Raw genomic sequence first — 17,918 nt, 5'->3', positions numbered from 1 at the left:
TGCGCCGGGTCAATCCCGATACGGAGACCTCGATCACCCCTGCCCGGAGAGCGCCCTCCCATGTCCGCCAATCAAACATCCAGGCCCCAACCTCGCGGTGTCCGCAGCCTTGCCCGCCAGTTTCTCGAGAATTCGTCCTCAGGCGGCATCGTCCTGATGGCCGCCACGGCGCTGGCCTTGTTCGTCGCCAATTCGCCGGCCGCCGGCTTGTATGCGGACAGCCTCGACACCCATGTCGGCGGCCTTTCCCTGCTGCACTGGATCAATGACGGGCTGATGGCCCTGTTCTTCCTCATGGTTGGGCTGGAGATCAAGCGCGAGACGATCGATGGGCAGCTTTCGACCTGGTCCGGGCGTGTCCTCCCCGGTTCGGCCGCCATCGGCGGCATGATCGTCCCGGCCCTGGTCTATCTCGCCTGCAATCTCGGCGTGGACGGCCGGCCCAGCGGATGGGCGATCCCGGCCGCAACCGACATCGCCTTCGCGCTTGGCGTCCTGTCCCTGCTCGGTCCACGCGTGCCGATGGCGCTCAAGGTGTTCCTGACGGCTCTGGCCATCATCGACGACCTTGGAGCGGTGCTCATCATCGCGGTGTTCTACACCGGAACCCTGGACGCCGCGGCGCTCGGCGCGGCCGGGCTGGTCACAGCGGCCTTGATCGGCCTGAACCGGTTCGGCGTGAAAGCCTTGTCGCCCTACCTTGCGCTGGGCGCCATTCTCTGGTTCCTCATCCTGCGGTCCGGTGTCCATGCGACCTTGGCGGGCGTCGTGCTGGCGTTGACCATCCCGCTGCGCCAGGCCCCCGCCGGCGCGGACGGTCCGGATTCCCCCCTTCACACGCTCGAACACGCCCTTGCGCCGTGGGTGACGTTTGCCATCGTTCCGCTTTTCGGTTTTGCGAACGCCGGCGTCTCGTTCGCCGGAACGTCGGCCGCCTCGCTCGTCCAGCCCGTTCCGCTGGGCATCGCGCTCGGCCTTTTCCTCGGCAAGCAGGCCGGCGTCTTTGCCGCGACATGGGCGGTGATCCGTCTCGGATGGGCCACTCTGCCTCCGCACGCGAACTGGCGCCACGTCTACGGCGTCTCTCTCCTGTGCGGCATCGGCTTCACCATGAGCCTGTTCATCGGCCTGCTGGCCTTTCCGGACCAGCCGGCCTTGCAGAACGACCTGAAGCTTGGCGTCCTGCTGGGCTCCGTGGCATCCGCTCTCACCGGAGCGCTGCTCCTGCGGACGGCGCGACCGGAGCCGGAGATGGCCACGGCGCCGGTCAGCCGCTAGTTCGAGATCCATCCCCGGAGGGAGGCGCGTGGTCGGCAGAGGATGACCGACCGCGCGCGCCCTATCCGCCGGGTCCGCCGGGTCCGCCGGGTCCGCCATCGCGGATGGCGGATGCGGTTCTCAAACGGCGGACGCCACAGCGGCGACGGCCGTCGAACCGCGCAGCACGCAACGGCCCGGCAAAACCACCTTGCGGACCGGACGCTGCGGCGTCTCCACCCGCTCGAACAACAGGCTGACCGCCGCGCGGCCGATCTCGTCCACCGGCTGCTCGACCACCGTCAGGCCGGGCCCGACCAGTTCGGTCCACGGCTCGTTGTCGAAACCGGCGACGGCGAGGTCGCCGGGGGTCGACAGGCCGAGCCGCCGCATCGCCTTGATCACCCCCATCAGAAACAGGCTGTTGCTGGCCATGATGGCGTCCGGTCGCTCCGGTCCGGCAAGCCAGCGCATCACCGCTTCCTCCGCCGCGTCGGCGTTGGGCGGGATGAAGCGGGCGTTGGCCGGCAGCCCGCGCGCAGCCAGCGCGCCGCGATAGCCCTCGTGCCGCTCGATCCCGGTGGTGCTGGTGTTGCCGAACAGCCCGCCGATCCGCCGGTAGCCGCGGACGAACAGATGCTCCACCAGCGCGGCGGCGGCTTGCGCGTTGTCCAGCACCACGGAATCATGCAGCCCCGGCGGCCCGCTGCGGTCGATCAGCACCACGGGGAAATCCAGCCCCAGCCCGTCGATCCGCTCCAGCGTCGCCCGCGTCGGGGCGAAGATCAGGCCGGTGATGCGCTCCTCCTGCATCAGGCCGAGATAGAGCTGCTCGCGTTCGGGATTCTCGTCGCTGTTGCACAGGATCACCCGCATGCCGGCGCGGTACGCCTCCTCCTCCACGGCGCGGCCGACCGCGGTGAAGAAGGGGTTGCGGATGTCGGAGACGACCAGCCCGATGGTCTGCGAATGCTGCGACCGCAGACGCCGGGCCGACAGGTTGGGCCGGTAGCCGGTGGCGCGAACCGCCTCCTCCACCCGCTTGCGCAGCGCCTCGCTGACCGGACCGTTGCCGAGAACCCGCGACACGGTGGCGACCGACACGCCGGCCGCCCGCGCCACGTCCTTGATGCCGACGGTCATCGGGCGCTCCGGTTGGGGCTGCTCCACGCAGAGTTCGGCAGGCCCAGTGAAAACGTTTCCATTGCCATGGCTCCAAAATCACCTATTTGCTGACAGGGCACAAGCCCGTTTCCGTCAAGGATTGTTTTGTTGCAACGCAACAGCCATTGACAAGGCCAATGAAAACGTTTTCAGTGAAAACGTTTTCAGAAGCCTGCTTTCTTTTGGTGCCGACCGGCGACGCCGCGACACGGCAAGAGACAAGAACAAAATCGGAGGAAGGACCGCCATGGCTCCCGACACGCTCAGCGTCCCCCTGCTCCCGGATCTGGTCCGGTTGGGCGCCACCCCCGCCGGCAAGGAGGAGGCGATCCGCGAGGCCGCCCAGCTCCTCATCGCCGCCGGCTGCATCGACCCGGCCTACGTCGACAGCATGATCCGGCGCGAGGGGGCGGCGAACACCTTTCTCGGCCATGGCGTGGCCATCCCGCACGGCATGGTCGAGGACCGCGAGCTTGTGCGGCGCAACGGCATCGCCATCCTCCAGATCCCCCAGGGCGTGCGATGGAACGAGGAGCAGACCGCCCGGCTGGTGGTCGCCATCGCCGCGCGGTCGGATGCGCACATCGCCGTGCTGCGGCGGCTGACCCGGCTGATGCAGGACGAGGAACGGCTGAACGCGCTGTTCATCGCCACTGCCCCGGCCCTGCTGCTGGGCGCGCTGTCGGAGGAAACGGCGGCCCCCACCCCAGCCGGCCCAGCGGCCGATCTGGCCGAGCGCTTCGAATGGACGGTGGACTATCCGACTGGTCTGCACGCCCGCCCGGCCTCGGCCTGGGTCGAGGCCGCCCGCGCCGCCCCCGGCCGCGTCCAGATCCGTCATGGCGATCAGGTCGCCGACGCCAAGACGCTGGTGGCCCTGCTCCAGCTTGGGTTGCGCATGGGCGACCGGGTGGTGGTCTCGGCCGACGGTGCCGAAGCGGCGACCACCGCCGCCCGCATGAAGGGCGTCATCACACGCCTGACCGCCAAGGAACAGGCCGACGCGGCGGCGGCCGAACGCAAGGCCCGCGCCCCCGTCCAGGGCTGGACCCCGCCGACCGCCCTGCCCGCCATCGCCGGTGTGGCTGCCAGCCCCGGCCTCGCCATCGGGCCGGTGCATGTCGTGCTGACCGCGCCGCCAGCGGTTCCCGATCGTCCGGAATCACTGATCGACGGCGGCAACCGCCTGCACGAGGCGCTGGACCGCACCCGCCAGCAGTTGAAGGCCCTGGCCGACGACACCGCCCGTCGGCTGGGACCGGCGGAGGCCGGAATCTTCACCGCCCAGGCCGAACTGCTGAACGACACCGACCTCATCACCCGCACCTGCCAGTTGATGGTGGAGGGGCACGGCCCCGGCTGGTCCTGGCACGAGGCGGTCGAGAGCGGAGCGGCGGCGCTGGCGGCCCTGCCCAACCCGGTGCTGGCCGCCCGTGCCTCCGACCTGCGCGATGTCGGCCGCCGGGTGCTGGCCCGCATCGACCCGAGCCTGCGCGGCGGCACCCTGCACGACCTGCCGGACACGCCCTGCATCCTGATCGCCGACGACCTGTCGCCATCGGACACCGCCGGGCTGGACATGGCGCGGGTGATCGGGCTGGCGACCGCGCAGGGGGGCCCGACCTCGCACACCGCGATCCTGGCGCGCACGCTGGGGCTTCCGGCGATGGTGGCGGGAGGTGCGGCGCTGACGGGGCTCGCCAACGGCACGCCGGCCATCCTCGACGGCCAGTCCGGCCGCCTGTTCCTGAACCCGACCGACACCGACCTCGCCGCCGCCCATGGCTGGATCGAGGAGCAGCGCGTCCGCAGGGCCCTACAGGAGGAGCGGCGCGGCCTACCCGCCCGCACCCGCGACGGCCACGCGGTGGAGATCGGCGCCAACGTCAACCGCCCGGACCAGGTGCCCGTCGCCCTCTCGCAAGGAGCCGAGGCGGTCGGACTGATGCGCACCGAGTTCCTGTTCCTGGAGCGCGGCGACGCGCCAAGCGAGGACGAGCAGTTCGAAACCTACCGCGCCATGCTGGCGGCGCTGGACGGCCGTCCGCTGATCGTGCGCGCGCTCGACATCGGTGGCGACAAGCAGGTGCCGCACCTCCACCTGCCGCACGAGGAGAATCCGTTCCTCGGCGTGCGCGGCGCCCGTCTGCTGCTGCGCCAACCCGAGCTGCTGGAACCGCAGCTCCGCGCCCTCTACCGCGCCGCCCGGGAGGCCAGGCCCGGCGCGCTGTCGATCATGTTCCCGATGATCACCACATTGGCCGAGATCCAGGCGCTGCGCGCCGCCTGCAACCGCATCCGCGCCGAACTGGACGCCCCGGCGGTGCCGCTCGGCATCATGGTGGAGGTGCCGGCCGCCGCCGTGATGGCCGACGCGCTGGCCCGCCATGTCGATTTCTTCTCCATCGGCACCAACGACCTGACGCAGTATGCGCTCGCGGTGGATCGCCAGCATCCCGAGCTGGCGGCCGAGGCCGACAGCCTGCATCCGGCCGTGCTTCGCCTGATCCGCATGACGGTGGAGGGTGCCGAACGGCACGGGCGCTGGGTCGGCGTCTGCGGCGGCATCGCCGGCGATCCCTTCGGCGCCGCCCTGCTGGCCGGACTCGGGGTGCGCGAGCTGTCGATGACGCCGCGCGACATCCCCGGCGTGAAGGACCGGCTGCGCGACAGCAGCCTGACCGCACTGCGGGATCTGGCTCGGCGGGCGCTCGATTGCGAGACCGCCGACGCGGTGCGCGCGCTGGATGCCGGAACGTCCGATGCCGGAGCAGCGGGCACGGAGGCGGCATCATGAGCCCCCCCGTCCTGACGATCACGCTGCATCCGGCGATCGACCAGACCATCACGCTCGACGCCCTGCGACCGGGAACCGTCCACCGCGCCAGGGCGGTGCGCCACAACGCCGGAGGCAAGGGCGTGAACGTCGCGAGCTGCCTCGCCGACTGGGGCGTGCCGGTGGTCGCCGGCGGGCTGCTCGGCACCGACAACGCCGCCTCCTTCGACGCGCTGTTCCGTGCCAAGGCCATCACCGACGGCTTTGTCCGGCTGGCGGGGGAGACGCGGACCAACATCAAGATCGCCGACCTTGAGTCGGCCGACACCACGGACATCAACCTGCCCGGCCCGACCGTCGATACGGCGGCGCTGGAGCGGGTGCGGCGGACGTTGCACGACCGCATGGCGCCGGGGGCGCTGGCTCTGCTGGCCGGAAGCCTGCCGAACGGTCTGCCGGCGGACAGTTACGCCACACTGGCGGCGGATCTGGCGTCCCTTGGCGCGCGCACGGTGCTCGACACCAGCGGCGCGCCGCTGACGGCCGCGCTCGGGGCCGCCGGCGGCATTCCGCTCCACTGCGTCAAACCCAACCGCCACGAGCTGGAGGAATGGGCCGGGGCCCCTCTGCCAAGCCTCGACGATCTCCTCGCCGCCGCCCGCGATCTGCACCGGCGCGGCGTCAAAGTGGTGGTGGTGTCGCTGGGTGGCGAAGGCGCGCTGTTCGTGTCGGGCGACCGCGCCATCCGGGGGCGCCTGCCGGCGATCAACCCGCTGAGCACGGTCGGGGCCGGCGACGCGATGGTCGCCGGCCTGATCGCCGCCTTCGCCGCCGGCAGCCCGCTGGAGGAGGTGGCGCGCCTGTCGATCGCCTTCGCGGTGGGCAAGCTCGGGCAGTTCGGCCCCAACCTGCCGGACAAGGCAACGGTGCGGGCGCTGGCCGCCCAAGTGGAACTCACGGACCTGTAACGAGGGGCGCTTCCAAGCCGCCCGGGAGGAAACACCATGGCGAACCTGCTGGCCGTGATCACGGCGGGCGATTTCAGCACCCAGGCCGTTCTCGCCGCCGAGGCCCTGCGCAAGGCGGCGGCCGATCTGGGGCATAGCATCAAGGTCGAGCTGCGCAGCAGCCTCGGCATCCAGGCGCCGCTCGACACGGCTGCGATTCAGGGCGCCCAGAGCGTGTTGCTGGTCGGCACCGGCGCGTTCGACGAGGAGCGCTTCGCCGGCCTGACGCGCACCGTCGCGGCGCTGGACGCCGTGCTGACCGACGCGCGGGCGGTTCTGGGCAGCGCTCTGGGCGGCGTCCCCGCCACGGCGACGGTTGCGGCCGCACCGGCCGCACCGGCGTCGAAAAGGATCGTCGCCATCACCTCCTGCCCAACCGGCATCGCCCACACCTTCATGGCGGCCGAAGGCATCCAGCAGGCGGCCACGGCGCTGGGCCATCATGCGCGCGTCGAGACCCAGGGTTCGGTCGGCGCCCGCGACACGTTGAGCGAGGCCGAGATCCGTGACGCCGACGTGGTGCTGATCGCCGCCGACACCCAGGTCGATCTCGCCCGCTTCACCGGCAAGCGCCTGTTCAAGAGCGGCACCAAGCCCGCCATCAACAACGGCAAGGCGCTGGTCGAGCGCGCGCTGACGGAAGCGACCGTCCATGGAGGCCCTGAGGGCGCCGCCCATCTGGCCGACTCCGTCGCCGCCGGCAAGGCGGAGCGCGCGGCACAGCGCACCGGCCCCTACAAGCATCTGATGACCGGCGTGTCCTTCATGCTGCCCTTCGTGGTGACCGGCGGGCTGCTGATCGCGCTGGCTTTCGCGCTGGGCGGCATCTACGTCTACGAGGAGTCCAACGCCGGAACGCTGGGCTACGCCCTGTTCCAGATCGGCGCCAAATCGGCCTTTGCCCTGATGGTTCCGGCGCTGGCCGGCTACATCGCCTTCTCCATCGCCGACCGGCCCGGCATCGCCCCCGGAATGGTCGGTGGCATGCTGGCCGCCAGCCTCGGCGCCGGCTTCCTCGGCGGCATCGTCGCCGGCTTCATCGCCGGCTACGGCACCGCCTTCCTGAACCGCCACATCCGGCTGCACCGCAACCTGGAAGGGCTGAAGCCGGTGCTGATCCTGCCGCTGCTGGGCTCGCTGCTGACCGGACTTCTGATGATCTACGTGGTCGGCGCACCCGTCGCGCAGGCGCTGGCGTGGCTCAGCGACTGGCTGAAGAGCATGCAGGGCAGCAGCGCCATCCTGCTGGGCCTGCTGATCGGCGCGATGATGGCGTTTGACATGGGCGGTCCGGTCAACAAGGCGGCCTACGCCTTCTCCACCGGGCTCATCGCCAGCCAAATCTACACGCCGATGGCCGCCGCCATGGCCGCCGGAATGGTGCCACCGCTGGGGCTGGCGCTGGCGACCAAGCTGTTCGCCGACCGCTTCACCCGCGAGGAGCGCGAGGCCGGCAACGCCGCCGCCGTGCTCGGCATCGCCTTCATCACCGAGGGCGCCATCCCCTTCGCCGCCCGCGACCCGTTCCGGGTGATCCCGGCGCTGGTGGCGGGGGCGGCGCTGACGGGCGCCATCTCCATGGGCATCGGGGCAGAGCTGAAGGTCCCCCATGGCGGGATCTTCGTGCTGCCGATCCCCAACGCGGTGACGCAGCTCGGCGGCTACATCGTGGCGCTGGTCGCCGGCACGCTGGTCACGGCAATCGCCCTGCGCCTGCTGAAGAAGCCGGTCACGGCGGCTTCGGCCGCCGGGAAGGCCGCGGCCTCAGCGGCCTGACAGTGAGTGGAGGGATCGGGCGGCGCCCACGGCCATTGCTTGGCCGGCCCGCCCGGTTGCCGTCTCATGCCAGGGCTGAAAAGTTTTGACGCTTGGCCCTGGTATCAGCCATTCCGGTCCAGCGCCGCCAGCATCGCCTCGGCCTCGGCCAACTCCTGCCTGAGCCGTGCGATCCGCTTGATCAGTGCCGGCCGGTCGGAAGCCGGTGGGGCTCCGGCCCCCTGGACTCGCTTCTTGAAGGCTTTTGCTTCGATGCGAGTCAGCGTGGGCCGGATGTCGGGCTCCGCCGCGGCCAGTTCGTCTTCCGACAACGTGGCGATTTCATAGATGACCGAATCGGCCGGGGGCAGCCGCTCCAACGGGATGCGGCCGCTGTCGACAAACTCGGCCACGGTGCGCAGTTGTCGTGCACGCGACGGACTGAACGGCAGTTCCGCCCTGACCATCGCCTCGAACTCGCCATGCTCCATTCTGGCCTTCGCCACCACCAGCCAGCGGCCGATCGCGAGAAAGTCGTCGCGGGCCCGCTCCCACAGCGCCTTGATCCGTTCGACGGTGTGGGAACGCGAATGGTAGGCGATCACCTCCTGCCGCCGCCCGTTCTCATCGTCCGCAAACAGACCGGCGTAACGGTCGGGAGCGGGGCGGGGCAGCTTGACCTTTCCGTCGAGTTTCACCGCGCCACCCCCAGAACATCGGCGACGAAGCGCCAGTTTTCCCACCAGAGCTCGGCGGTTTTGGCACCGCGCAATTCCACCACGCCGATCCCGACGTCATAGGTCCGGTGGACCTCCGCCAGATCGGGGATCAGGGCGGGGGCGACCGTGACGCCAACGGAGAGTCCCCGATGCGCGGCTCCGGTTTCAACCTGCTTCGGCTTCACACCGTTCAACAGAACGGCCATCGGACGGGCGAACGCACGCACAGCCTTCAAGGTGTCCTTCAGGGAGTCCATTTCCTCCCCGCGGACGCCGGTCGGCAGCAGGATCAGATCCGCGGCTTCGATCAGCGCCTTGAGCGCCATCGGGTGGTCCTCCACCGAAGCCGGCGTATCGATGATCAACAAATCGATGTCGTCCATCGCTTCCGGAGCGCTGTCGATGTCCCGCAACGGCACCTCGAAGCTCTGGATCGACGGCAGCGTGTCCGGGCGGCGCTCCAGCCATTTGCTCAATGTCCGTTGACGGTCAGCGTCGAGGACGGCCACGCGCAGACCGCTGAGGACGGCGGCGACCGCCATGTTCCGGGCTGTGGTTGTTTTGCCGGCACCGCCCTTCGGGCCGAGCACCAAAAGCTGCTTCATTCAAATCTCCGGTCAAGCGCGCCGAGCAAAGCGTTAACCGGTTAACGAACCGCTGCCGCGCCGAAAATCGCGCCGCCACCTTAGCGAAGGCTCGGCAACAGGGCAATTCGCCTGTTGCCTGGAGTTGAGATGGCGGCGCTTTCTTGGCGGCCAGCGACCTCCGGTTAAACCTGGACAAGGATATCCGCTGTTGGAAAGCGGAAACGGTGTCCGGAGAAGGTTGAACTGGAGGCACGTCATGCGAACGGAAGGCGTCGCGCTGACTTCAGGCGGCGTGGATGCCGGGAGGCCGCCGTCCGCCGGTTTTATCCGCTCGGCTGGTCGTGGATCAGGCGCCCAGCGTGCGCTTCGGGAAAACCCGCTCGAAGACGGGCGGGCTGCCGCTGACCTGACTCCGGTCAGCTCTGTCTTCGGTCCAGGGTCAAGATGGAGGGGAGGCGGCCAACGCTGTCGGCCCTGTCATCATCCTCGTCGTGACGGTGGCGAAGGGGCAGGAACCGGGTGACACCAGTCTCACCACCCACCCATCGCCAGATGCCACGGACGGCCGCTATCGCAAGATACCACGTGGTGCTTTTTCCGGAACGGGAGATGGCGAGTGGTGCAGCACGACACCGTCGCCTTCAAGAGTGACTTTCGCGTCCGGATAGACCGCCAGCACGAATTTGAGGGATTCGATCAGGCGCGGCTTGAATTGGAACAGGTTCTTGTAGCCGGCACCGAACTGGGCGTAAAGCGCGCTCCAGGTGATCGGCATCGGCTTGCTGAGGCTGTGAAGCCGATAGGACAGCCACACATAGAGGTCGATGGCCATTGACCGGCTGGAGATCGATTTCAGTGCCGGTTCCCAGATCGGCACGGGGTGTTCGCGCAAAGCCTTGAAGAAGCTCGCGCTGAGCCGGACCGTATCGACCCAGAGACGTGGTTGCGCGTCGTCGTCCTCGTAAAGCTGGATGCCGCCGTCGACGATGGATTCCTTCGAGAACTTGGCGCCGCGACCGGCGTCCGGTCCATGCCAGCTGAAGGTCAGGTGGCATGCTGAGATGCGATCAGCCTGATCACGCACGACCTTGTAGCTGCTGCCACCGATCGGCACGCCCATGCGGCTCATCCAGTCGCGCATTGAGCCGCCGAGTTCGACCTCCGGACAGCCCGTCTGGATGGCACGGGTTTGCAGGTAGAGCATGATCAGCCGCGCGCGGCTGCCGTAGGGCACGCCGAACTGCTTGAATCCTCCCCGCCCGTCGGGAAGCGAACCGGGTTCGATCAGCAGGGAGACGTTGTGTCCTTGCCGTTCCCATTTGGCGCTGTCGCCGAGGGCCTTGTGCGGCAGGGCGGTCAGGCAGAATCCCGAATAGGTGATGTTGAACGCCGAACTTGGATTCGCCAGAATCTCGGCGGCAAGATCAACCAGCCGGCGATCCTCCTCGGGAACCAGCTCCCGCGCTGCTTCCCTGCCGTGCTCACGAACAAGTTGATGGATCGTGCCCATGAGTTCTCCCAGCGCAAACTGACCGACATCATCGGGAGTGACGCGGAGAAAAGCAATTTGGCATCTTGCGATGGGGCTAGTAGTTCCCTGTTTTGAGAGTCTTTATTTGATTCATCGCAGGATGCCAGGGGAAAAACCGAGTCGCGCCGAGTCGTTCATCGCAGGATGCCAGGGGAAAATCACAGGATGCCAAACGGCGTCTGTGGATGACTCGGGAGAGTCGGTCGCTATCGCAAGATGCCACAACCGAATCGACCCGAATCGCTTGAGGCTGATATCGCAAGATGCCACGGCGTCCGGGTCGGGTTTGGGTCGGGTTTGCGTACTGGCAGCTTCATGCAGGCTCTTTCCTGGCGGCGGCCTGACACGGGGCATCCGGGATGGTCATCGCAAGATGCCACGGCGGGTGATCAGGCATCGCAAGATGCCACGGCGGCGCTTCCATCATCGCAAGATGCCACGCCATCGGCCTTCTGGATCCGCAGCTCGCCGCTCGATGCGCTCGGCCCATCGGCAATGGTTGGCGAGGCGTCGCGAAGGGCTGGAATCGCCGGCGAAGGGACGAAAGGGGGGCCCCTTCGAGGTGATGGCGTGCCTTGGGCCATCCACGAACTGCCAGGAGGGGGCGGGCCGCCGACCCACGGGCCGGCGGCGGGTTTTACGGTTCCAAGGCCAAGCTCACATGCCGTTTGCGTCCGGCCGACAGGACGCCGTCCGCCGCGACGACCAGTGTCTCGTCCGTGACCGTCTCGCCGTCCAGCCGTGCCCCGCCCTCGCGGATCAGGCGCCGGGCCGCGCCTTTGGAATCGCACAGGCCGGCGGCAACCAGTGCCTCGACCAGCGGAACGCCGGCGGGGTAGGCGGCCCGACGCAGAACCAGCCGCGGCAACCCGTCGCCGCTTGGCGCGAAGGGGGAGCGGGCGGACGCGGCGGCGCGCTCCGCCTCGCCGGCGCCGTGGCACAGCCGGGTCGCCGCGGTCGCCAGCACGATCTTCGCCTCGTTGATCTCGGCGCCCTGAAGTCTCTCCAGCCGACCGATCTCGTCGAGCGGCAGTTCGGTGAACAGCCGCAGGAAGCGTCCGACGTCGGCGTCCTCCGTGTTGCGCCAGAACTGCCAGAAATCGAAGGGCGAGCGTGCATCCGCGTTCAGCCACACCGCCCCGCCCGCCGTCTTGCCCATCTTGACGCCCGACGCGGTGGTCAGCAGCGGCGTGGTCAGGCCGAACAGCTCGCGCCGCTCGACCCGGCGGGCGAGCTCGACCCCGTTGATGATGTTGCCCCACTGGTCCGACCCGCCCATCTGCAACAGGCAGCCGTGGCGCCGTGCCAGCTCCAGGAAATCGTAGGCCTGGAGAATCATGTAGTTGAACTCCAGAAAGGTCAGCGGCTGCTCGCGCTCCATGCGCTGCTTGACGGAGTCGAAGCTCAGCATGCGGTTGATGGTGAAGTGCCGGCCGATGTCGCGCAGGAACGGCACGTAATCCAGGCCGTCCAGCCAGTCGGCGTTGTCCACCATGCGGGCCTCGACCGTTCCCTCGCCGAAGGTCAGGTACTGGCCGAACACGCGGCGCAGCCCGGCGGCGTTCAAGGATATCCGGTCGTCGTCCAGCATCGGCCGGCTGGTGTCGCGGAAGCTGGGATCGCCGATCTTGGTGGTGCCGCCGCCGATCAGAACGATGGGGCGGTTGCCGGTTTTCTGGAGCCAGCGCAGAGCCATGATCGACAACAGATGCCCGACATGCAGGCTGCCCGCCGTGGCATCGAAGCCGACATAGGCGGTCAGCACCCCGCCGGGCGCGGCGCCGGCCAGCCCGGACAGGTCGGCGGCCGGGTCGCTGCATTGATGAAGAAAACCGCGCTCGCGCAGGATATGAAGAAAGTCGGCGGCGTTGGAACGGGTGCTCATGGCGGATAGTCTCGACGGTTGGACCGAGCCTTCCGGAGACTGTCTCTTTTCTCGTGAGAACCATGGCCGCCGGAATGCGGCGGCATGGTTTCGGGTATGACCGATCGACGCCGCGCTATGCGAGCGGCGGATAATAAGCCGGAACGGTGAGGGCGATGCGGTCGGTCATGGCGGTCTCCTACACCGGGCCGTGGAAAAGATCCACTCTTTCGTGGCGCGCCGCCGCGCCGGCCCGGTCGTGGCGGCGGAGCGGCCGGTAGCCGCTCCGCCCTGTCGCGGTTACTTCTGGGCCACCATCTCCGGCCGGCCGTTGCTCCAGACATACATGACGTAGTTCGGCTTGGTGATGTCGCCCTTCTTGTCGAACTCCACCGGGCCAACCACCGTGTCGTAGCTGCCGGCGTGCAGGGCCGCCGCCAGCTTGCCGCCGTCGACGCTGCCGGCCTTTTGCAGGCCCTGGGCGATGGTCTGGACCGCCGCGTAGCTGTAGAAGGCGAAGTTGCCCGGTTCGGGCAGGCCGGCGGCCTTGAAGGAGGCGATCAGCTCCTTCGCCCTGGGATCGCTGGCGGCCGACGCGCTGTCGGTGTAGAGCGTGCCCTCGCCGGCGGCACCGGTGATCGCCCAGTATTCCTGATTGTTCAGGCCGTCGCCGGCGATGAACTGCGGCCTCAGCCCCTGCTCCTGCGCCTGGCGCACGATCAGGCCCAGCTCGGGGTGGTAGCCGCCGTAATAGACCGCATCGACCGCCTTGCCCTTCAGGCTGGTGATGAGGGCGGAGAAGTCGCGCTCGCCGGCGGTGACCGATCCGCGGTAGGCGATCGTGCCGCCCGCCTTTTCCAGCGTCTGGGCCACGACGTCGGCCAGCCCCTTGCCGTAGGCCTGCTTGTCGTCGAGGACCGCGATGTTCTTGCCCTTGAAGGCCTGGGCCAGATAGTTGCCGGCCACCACGCCCTGCTGGTCGTCACGGCCGCAGACGCGGAAGATGTTCGGATGGCCCTTGGCGGTCAGCAGGGGGTTGGTGGCGGTCGGGCTGACCATCACGATGCCCTCTTCCTGATAGACGTCCGCCGCCGGGATGCTGGAGCCCGAGCAGAGATGGCCGACCACCGCCGCGACCTTGTCGCGCACGAACTGGTTGGCGACGGCGACCGCCTGGCGCGGATCGCAGGCGTCGTCGCCCACCTTCAGAACCAGCTTCTGGCCCAGCACGCCGCCCTTGGCGTTGATGTCGGCGATCGCCTGCCTGGCGCCGTACACCGACTGTTCACCCAGCGCCGCCACCGGACCGGTGGTCGCCGTGCCAAGGCCGATGACGATGTCCGCCTGCGCCGTGCCGAGGCCGGCCAGCAGCGCGGTCGCGCTGACGAAGGAAATGGCGGTGAGACGCATGGTTGATTCTCCCAAGATATTATGTGCCGGGCCCTTGTCCTCCGGGCCGTGGCGTGGTCCATTTCTGACCGAAGCGGCAGGTATTTGAAAGGGCGATCATGGGTTTCGGCGGCCCTCCGGCCGGTCCCGCCGCGCCGCCCGCCCGCCCGCCGGCCGGCCGGATCACGCGCTGCCGGCCCGCCGGGGAGACGATGCGGCGGAACGACGCGCGATGATCGGAATGGCGCGTCAGATGGCCTGACCGCCCGACACCTCGATGCGCTGTGCGTTGATCCAGCGGTTGTCCTCGCCCAGCAGGCTGGCGATCATCGGCCCGATGTCGTCGGGCACGCCGACGCGGCCCAGCGCGGTCATGTCTGCGAAGACCGCGTTGAGGTCCGGCGTGTCGCGCACCGCGCCGCCGAGAAAGTCGGTCTCGATCGCGCCGGGCGCCACCGTGTTCACGGCGATGCCGCGCGGCCCCAGCTCCTTGGCGAGGTAGAGGCTCAGGATCTCGACGGCGCCCTTCACCGCCGCGTAGGCCGCGAAGCCCGGATAGGAGACCCGCGTCAAGCCGGAGGAGAGGTTCACGATGCGCCCGCCGTCGGCGAGCAGGGGCAGCAGCGTCTGGGTCAGGAAGAAGACGCCCTTGAAATGGACGTCGACCAGCCGGTCGAACTGCGCCTCGGTCGTCCCGCCGATCGGCGCCATGTCGCCGTGGCCGGCGTTGTTGACGAGATGGTCGAAGGTCGGGCGTTGCCAGGTCTCGTCGAGCGCGGCACGCAGCCGGCTGGAGAAGGACGCGAATCCGGCCATGGCGCCGGTGTCGAGCTGGAGGGCGACGGCCCGGCGGCCCATGTCCAGAATCTCGGAAACGACCGCCTCGGCCTCGTCGGCGCGACTGCGGTAGGTGACGACGACATCGCCGCCGCGACGGGCGATGGCAAGGGCGGTGTTGCGGCCCAGGCCGCGGCTGGAACCGGTAACGAGGGTGATCTTGGTCATGGACGTGCTCCTTCCTGGCGAAGCCACTCGGTGGGAAGCCACGCGGTGGCCGGTCCGTTATCGGTCAGGCGTGCCCGCGTGTGTTGCCGGATGCTCCGCGCTTCTTGCCCGATCCTCCGGATCGTCTTCGCAGGAGCGTGCGGAATGCCTATGATCGCCGCATGACCAGCTTGCTCGATGCGGTTCGCCGCCATGCCGATGCCCACGCCGACCGGGACGGGATCGCCCGCACCGCCATCGCGGGGCTCACGACGATCCGGGCGCTCGGCCCGACCGATCTGGTCTACGCGATTTCGCGCCCGCTGGTGGCGCTGGTGGTGCAGGGAGCCAAGCGCGTGACGATGGGCGTCCGCGGTTTCGACTTCGCGGCGGGGGAGTCCCTGCTCGTCGCGGCGGACGTGCCGACGGTCAGCCAGATCACGCGGGCGAGCCCGGCGGCCCCCTATTACTCGCTGGTGCTCGACCTCGATCCGGCCGTCATCGCCGAACTGTGCGGCGCGATGACGCCGCAGCCCGGAACCGACGCCGCGCCCGTGCGCGTCGATCCGACCGAAGCCGAGGTCGCGGACGCCGCGCTGCGGCTGATGCGCCTGCTCGACCTGCCGGATGCGCTCCCCGTGCTGGGCAAGCCGCTGGTGCGCGAACTGCATTACTGGCTGCTGGCGGGCCGCCATGGTCCGACGATCCGGCGGCTGGGCTGGCACGGGGAGCAGGGCCAGCGCATCGCCCGCGCCGTCGCCCTTCTGCGGAGCGATTTCGCCAGGCCCCTGCGGGTCGACCGGCTCGCGGCGCTGGCCGGCATGAGCCCGTCCTCCTTCCACAAGCATTTCCGGGCGGTGACGACGCTGTCCCCCCTGCAATTCCAGAAGCAGCTCCGGCTGATCGAGGCGCGCCGGCTGATGCTGGCGGAAGGCCGCCCTGCCAGCCACGCCGCCTTCGAGGTGGGCTACGAGAGCGTGCCGCAATTCACCAGGGAGTATGGGCGGCTGTTCGGCCGGCCGCCGGTGCGCGACGTCAGGGCGGCGAAGGAAGGCGGTCTGGCCGCCTGACGGGTTTCCGGAGAGTGGCCCCGTCAGAGGTCGGTGAAGCCCGCCTCCTCGCGGTCCTCCGCCCCCAGCCGGACGAACTGGTCGAGCAGCCAGGAGGCGGCCGGACCGGGCGGGGCGTCGCGCCGCCAGATCCCGGCGAAGCGGTAGGTGCCGCCGGGATGGTCGGGCATGGCGAGCCGCACCAGCGTGCCGGCCACGAGATCCGGTTCGATCATCGGCAGCGGCATGTTGCCCCAGCCGATCCCCTCGCGCAGCAGGGCGTGCTTGGCGCCCAGGTCTGCGAGCCTCCAGGTGCGGGCGCTCATCACCGAATAGTCCTGCCCCTCCGTGAAGCGCGACCGGTCGGTGAGGACGAGCTGGACATGGTCGCGGCCGGCGCCGGGCGGGATGCGCTCCATGCGCCCCAGCGGATGGTCGGGCGCCGCGACCGGGACCATCGGCACCGAGCCGGCGGCCATGCAGTCCAGCCCCTGCACCCCGGCGGCGAGCGGGCCGGAGAGGCCGACGACCGCCCGGCGGTCGAGCACCAGCGCCGTCACGGCCCCCAGCGCTTCGGCGTGCAGGCGGAGCGAGACCGTCGGGTATTCCCGCGCGAAGGCCCGCAGCACCCGCCCCAGCCGGCCGGCCGGCAGCATCACGTCGACGGCGAGATCGACCTCCGCCTCCAGCCCGTCGAGCAGGCCCTTGACCTTGGCCCGCAGGCCGTCGATCCCCTGCGCGATGGCGCGCGCCTCGGCGAGCAGGGCGCGCCCGGCGGTGGTCAGGGTCGGCTTGCGCGACCCCTCGCGCTCGAACAGCGGCAGGCCGAGCTGGGCCTCCAGGTTGGCGATGCCGTAGCTGATGACGGAGACGGCGCGGTTCAGCCGCCGTCCGGCGCCGGCGAAGCTGCCGGCGTCGACGACCGCGAGGAAGATGCGGAGCTGGTCGAGGCTGGGGGTACCGGGGGTGCTCATCGCTCAACTCCGCTCATCGTTCAACTTCATCGAACATCTTGTCGTGTTTTATGCGGCTGAACCTGAACGGCGGCAACCGATACAGTCTCTCCAACGAAACAAGCCGGCCGTGCCCAACCGATGGCCCCCGGCATTCCCAAGGAGACCGACCATGATCGAGCTTCGTCCCTTCGCCCGGCTCGGCGGTGAGAACCATGGCTGGCTGGACGCCAAGCACCATTTCTCCTTCGCCAACTACTACGATCCCAAGCGGATGGGCTGGGGCAACCTGCGGGTCTGGAACGACGACACCATCGCGCCCCACACCGGCTTCCCGCCGCACCCCCACCGCGACATGGAGATCATCACCTATGTCCGCGAAGGGGCCATCACCCACGAGGACAATCTCGGCAACAAGGGCCGCACCGAGGCGGGCGACGTGCAGGTGATGTCGGCCGGCACCGGCATCGCCCATTCGGAATACAACCGGGAGGACGTGACCACCCGCATCTTCCAGATCTGGATCCTGCCGACGCGGACCGGCGAGAAGCCGGGCTGGGGCTCCAAGCCCTTCCCCAAGGGCGAGCGCGGCGGGCGCTTCGTGACGCTGGCCTCGGGCTACGCCGACGACGGCGACGCGCTGCCGATCCGCACCGACGCCCGCGTGGTGGGGGCGACGCTGAAGGCGGGCGAGACGGCGGAGTATGCGCTGGGCTCGGATCGCCGCGCCTACCTCGTGCCCGCCACCGGGGCGGTCGAGGTCGACGGGGTGCGGGTGAACGCCCGCGACGGCGCGGCGATCTCGGATGTCGAGCGCTTCACGGTGACGGCGATCGAGGACAGCGAGCTGGTCCTGGTGGACGCCGCCTGACGCCCTCCGTCC

The 17,918-nt window shown here is 69.3% G+C and carries 14 protein-coding genes; 6 read left to right on the top strand and 8 right to left on the bottom strand.

The window, feature by feature from the left end:
* The first annotated feature begins 60 nt into the window (after positions 1-60).
* Positions 61-1,278, top strand: coding sequence for a Na+/H+ antiporter NhaA (gene nhaA, locus J2847_RS22740; protein WP_209781104.1), 1,218 nt, complete (start codon positions 61-63; stop codon positions 1,276-1,278).
* Between the two features lie 120 nt (positions 1,279-1,398).
* On the opposite strand, the gene J2847_RS22735 is transcribed toward nhaA, so the two are convergent.
* A complete protein-coding gene (locus tag J2847_RS22735) occupies positions 1,399-2,400 on the bottom strand; it encodes a LacI family DNA-binding transcriptional regulator (protein ID WP_209781103.1) in 1,002 nt (333 codons plus the stop codon).
* Between the two features lie 268 nt (positions 2,401-2,668).
* Between J2847_RS22735 and ptsP the strand changes: the two genes are divergently transcribed.
* From ptsP to J2847_RS22720, 3 genes are read left to right on the top strand one after another with little or no spacing between them, the layout of a single operon-like run.
* Positions 2,669-5,218: a phosphoenolpyruvate--protein phosphotransferase gene (ptsP, locus tag J2847_RS22730; RefSeq protein ID WP_209781102.1), complete on the top strand. Its 2,550-nt coding sequence runs from the start codon at positions 2,669-2,671 to the stop codon at positions 5,216-5,218.
* Positions 5,215-6,165 (top strand): 1-phosphofructokinase, encoded by a 951-nt coding sequence (gene pfkB / locus J2847_RS22725; protein WP_209781101.1) that lies wholly within the window; start codon positions 5,215-5,217, stop codon positions 6,163-6,165. The genes ptsP and pfkB overlap by 4 nt, the downstream gene beginning before the upstream one ends.
* Positions 6,166-6,201: 36 nt before the next feature.
* Entirely contained in the window at positions 6,202-7,980 is a 1,779-nt protein-coding gene (locus tag J2847_RS22720; protein ID WP_209781100.1) for a fructose-specific PTS transporter subunit EIIC, read from the top strand.
* A 104-nt stretch (positions 7,981-8,084) separates the two neighbouring features.
* On the opposite strand, the gene J2847_RS22715 is transcribed toward J2847_RS22720, so the two are convergent.
* The 6 genes from J2847_RS22715 to J2847_RS22690 all read right to left on the bottom strand — a co-directional run bounded on the left by J2847_RS22715 (position 8,085) and on the right by J2847_RS22690 (position 15,054).
* Positions 8,085-8,657, bottom strand: a complete 573-nt coding sequence (locus J2847_RS22715; protein ID WP_209781099.1) for a hypothetical protein — start codon at positions 8,655-8,657, stop codon at positions 8,085-8,087.
* Entirely contained in the window at positions 8,654-9,283 is a 630-nt protein-coding gene (locus J2847_RS22710) for a ParA family protein (RefSeq protein WP_085558121.1), read from the bottom strand. Before J2847_RS22710 ends, J2847_RS22715 begins: the two co-directional genes overlap by 4 nt.
* A gap of 550 nt (positions 9,284-9,833) precedes the next feature.
* Positions 9,834-10,775, bottom strand: coding sequence for a replication protein RepA (locus tag J2847_RS22705; protein ID WP_085558120.1), 942 nt, complete (start codon positions 10,773-10,775; stop codon positions 9,834-9,836).
* Between the two features lie 658 nt (positions 10,776-11,433).
* Positions 11,434-12,681, bottom strand: a complete 1,248-nt coding sequence (gene tyrS, locus J2847_RS22700; RefSeq protein WP_209781098.1) for a tyrosine--tRNA ligase — start codon at positions 12,679-12,681, stop codon at positions 11,434-11,436.
* A 279-nt stretch (positions 12,682-12,960) separates the two neighbouring features.
* Entirely contained in the window at positions 12,961-14,070 is a 1,110-nt protein-coding gene (locus tag J2847_RS22695) for an ABC transporter substrate-binding protein (protein WP_209781097.1), read from the bottom strand.
* Between the two features lie 228 nt (positions 14,071-14,298).
* Positions 14,299-15,054 (bottom strand): SDR family oxidoreductase, encoded by a 756-nt coding sequence (locus tag J2847_RS22690; RefSeq protein ID WP_209781096.1) that lies wholly within the window; start codon positions 15,052-15,054, stop codon positions 14,299-14,301.
* A 161-nt stretch (positions 15,055-15,215) separates the two neighbouring features.
* Between J2847_RS22690 and J2847_RS22685 the strand changes: the two genes are divergently transcribed.
* Positions 15,216-16,103, top strand: coding sequence for an AraC family transcriptional regulator (locus J2847_RS22685; protein ID WP_209781095.1), 888 nt, complete (start codon positions 15,216-15,218; stop codon positions 16,101-16,103).
* Between the two features lie 23 nt (positions 16,104-16,126).
* Here the strand turns inward: J2847_RS22685 and J2847_RS22680 are convergent, their stop codons facing one another.
* Positions 16,127-17,056 (bottom strand): LysR family transcriptional regulator, encoded by a 930-nt coding sequence (locus tag J2847_RS22680; RefSeq protein WP_209781094.1) that lies wholly within the window; start codon positions 17,054-17,056, stop codon positions 16,127-16,129.
* 151 nt (positions 17,057-17,207) lie between these two features.
* On the opposite strand from J2847_RS22680, the gene J2847_RS22675 reads away from it, so the two are divergent.
* Positions 17,208-17,906, top strand: coding sequence for a pirin family protein (locus J2847_RS22675; RefSeq protein ID WP_209781093.1), 699 nt, complete (start codon positions 17,208-17,210; stop codon positions 17,904-17,906).
* Positions 17,907-17,918: the final 12 nt, after the last annotated feature.

The sequence above is a fragment of the Azospirillum agricola genome (genome assembly GCF_017876095.1).
Classification (GTDB): domain Bacteria; phylum Pseudomonadota; class Alphaproteobacteria; order Azospirillales; family Azospirillaceae; genus Azospirillum; species Azospirillum agricola.
Note: the sequence above shows the minus strand (reverse complement) of the source record. Positions and strands in the feature narration are given on the sequence as shown.

What these genes read in the sequence shown, in the direction of transcription:
- J2847_RS22675 (WP_209781093.1), top strand. Translation starts at nt 17,208, where the DNA reads ATGATCGAGCTTCGTCCCTTCGCCCGGCTCGGCGGTGAGAACCATGGC.
- J2847_RS22685 (WP_209781095.1), top strand. Translation starts at nt 15,216, where the DNA reads ATGACCAGCTTGCTCGATGCGGTTCGCCGCCATGCCGATGCCCACGCC.
- J2847_RS22710 (WP_085558121.1), bottom strand. Translation starts at nt 9,283, where the DNA reads ATGAAGCAGCTTTTGGTGCTCGGCCCGAAGGGCGGTGCCGGCAAAACA.
- J2847_RS22735 (WP_209781103.1), bottom strand. Translation starts at nt 2,400, where the DNA reads ATGACCGTCGGCATCAAGGACGTGGCGCGGGCGGCCGGCGTGTCGGTC.
- J2847_RS22720 (WP_209781100.1), top strand. Translation starts at nt 6,202, where the DNA reads ATGGCGAACCTGCTGGCCGTGATCACGGCGGGCGATTTCAGCACCCAG.
- J2847_RS22690 (WP_209781096.1), bottom strand. Translation starts at nt 15,054, where the DNA reads ATGACCAAGATCACCCTCGTTACCGGTTCCAGCCGCGGCCTGGGCCGC.
- ptsP (WP_209781102.1), top strand. Translation starts at nt 2,669, where the DNA reads ATGGCTCCCGACACGCTCAGCGTCCCCCTGCTCCCGGATCTGGTCCGG.
- tyrS (WP_209781098.1), bottom strand. Translation starts at nt 12,681, where the DNA reads ATGAGCACCCGTTCCAACGCCGCCGACTTTCTTCATATCCTGCGCGAG.
- J2847_RS22680 (WP_209781094.1), bottom strand. Translation starts at nt 17,056, where the DNA reads ATGAGCACCCCCGGTACCCCCAGCCTCGACCAGCTCCGCATCTTCCTC.
- pfkB (WP_209781101.1), top strand. Translation starts at nt 5,215, where the DNA reads ATGAGCCCCCCCGTCCTGACGATCACGCTGCATCCGGCGATCGACCAG.
- nhaA (WP_209781104.1), top strand. Translation starts at nt 61, where the DNA reads ATGTCCGCCAATCAAACATCCAGGCCCCAACCTCGCGGTGTCCGCAGC.
- J2847_RS22705 (WP_085558120.1), bottom strand. Translation starts at nt 10,775, where the DNA reads ATGGGCACGATCCATCAACTTGTTCGTGAGCACGGCAGGGAAGCAGCG.
- J2847_RS22695 (WP_209781097.1), bottom strand. Translation starts at nt 14,070, where the DNA reads ATGCGTCTCACCGCCATTTCCTTCGTCAGCGCGACCGCGCTGCTGGCC.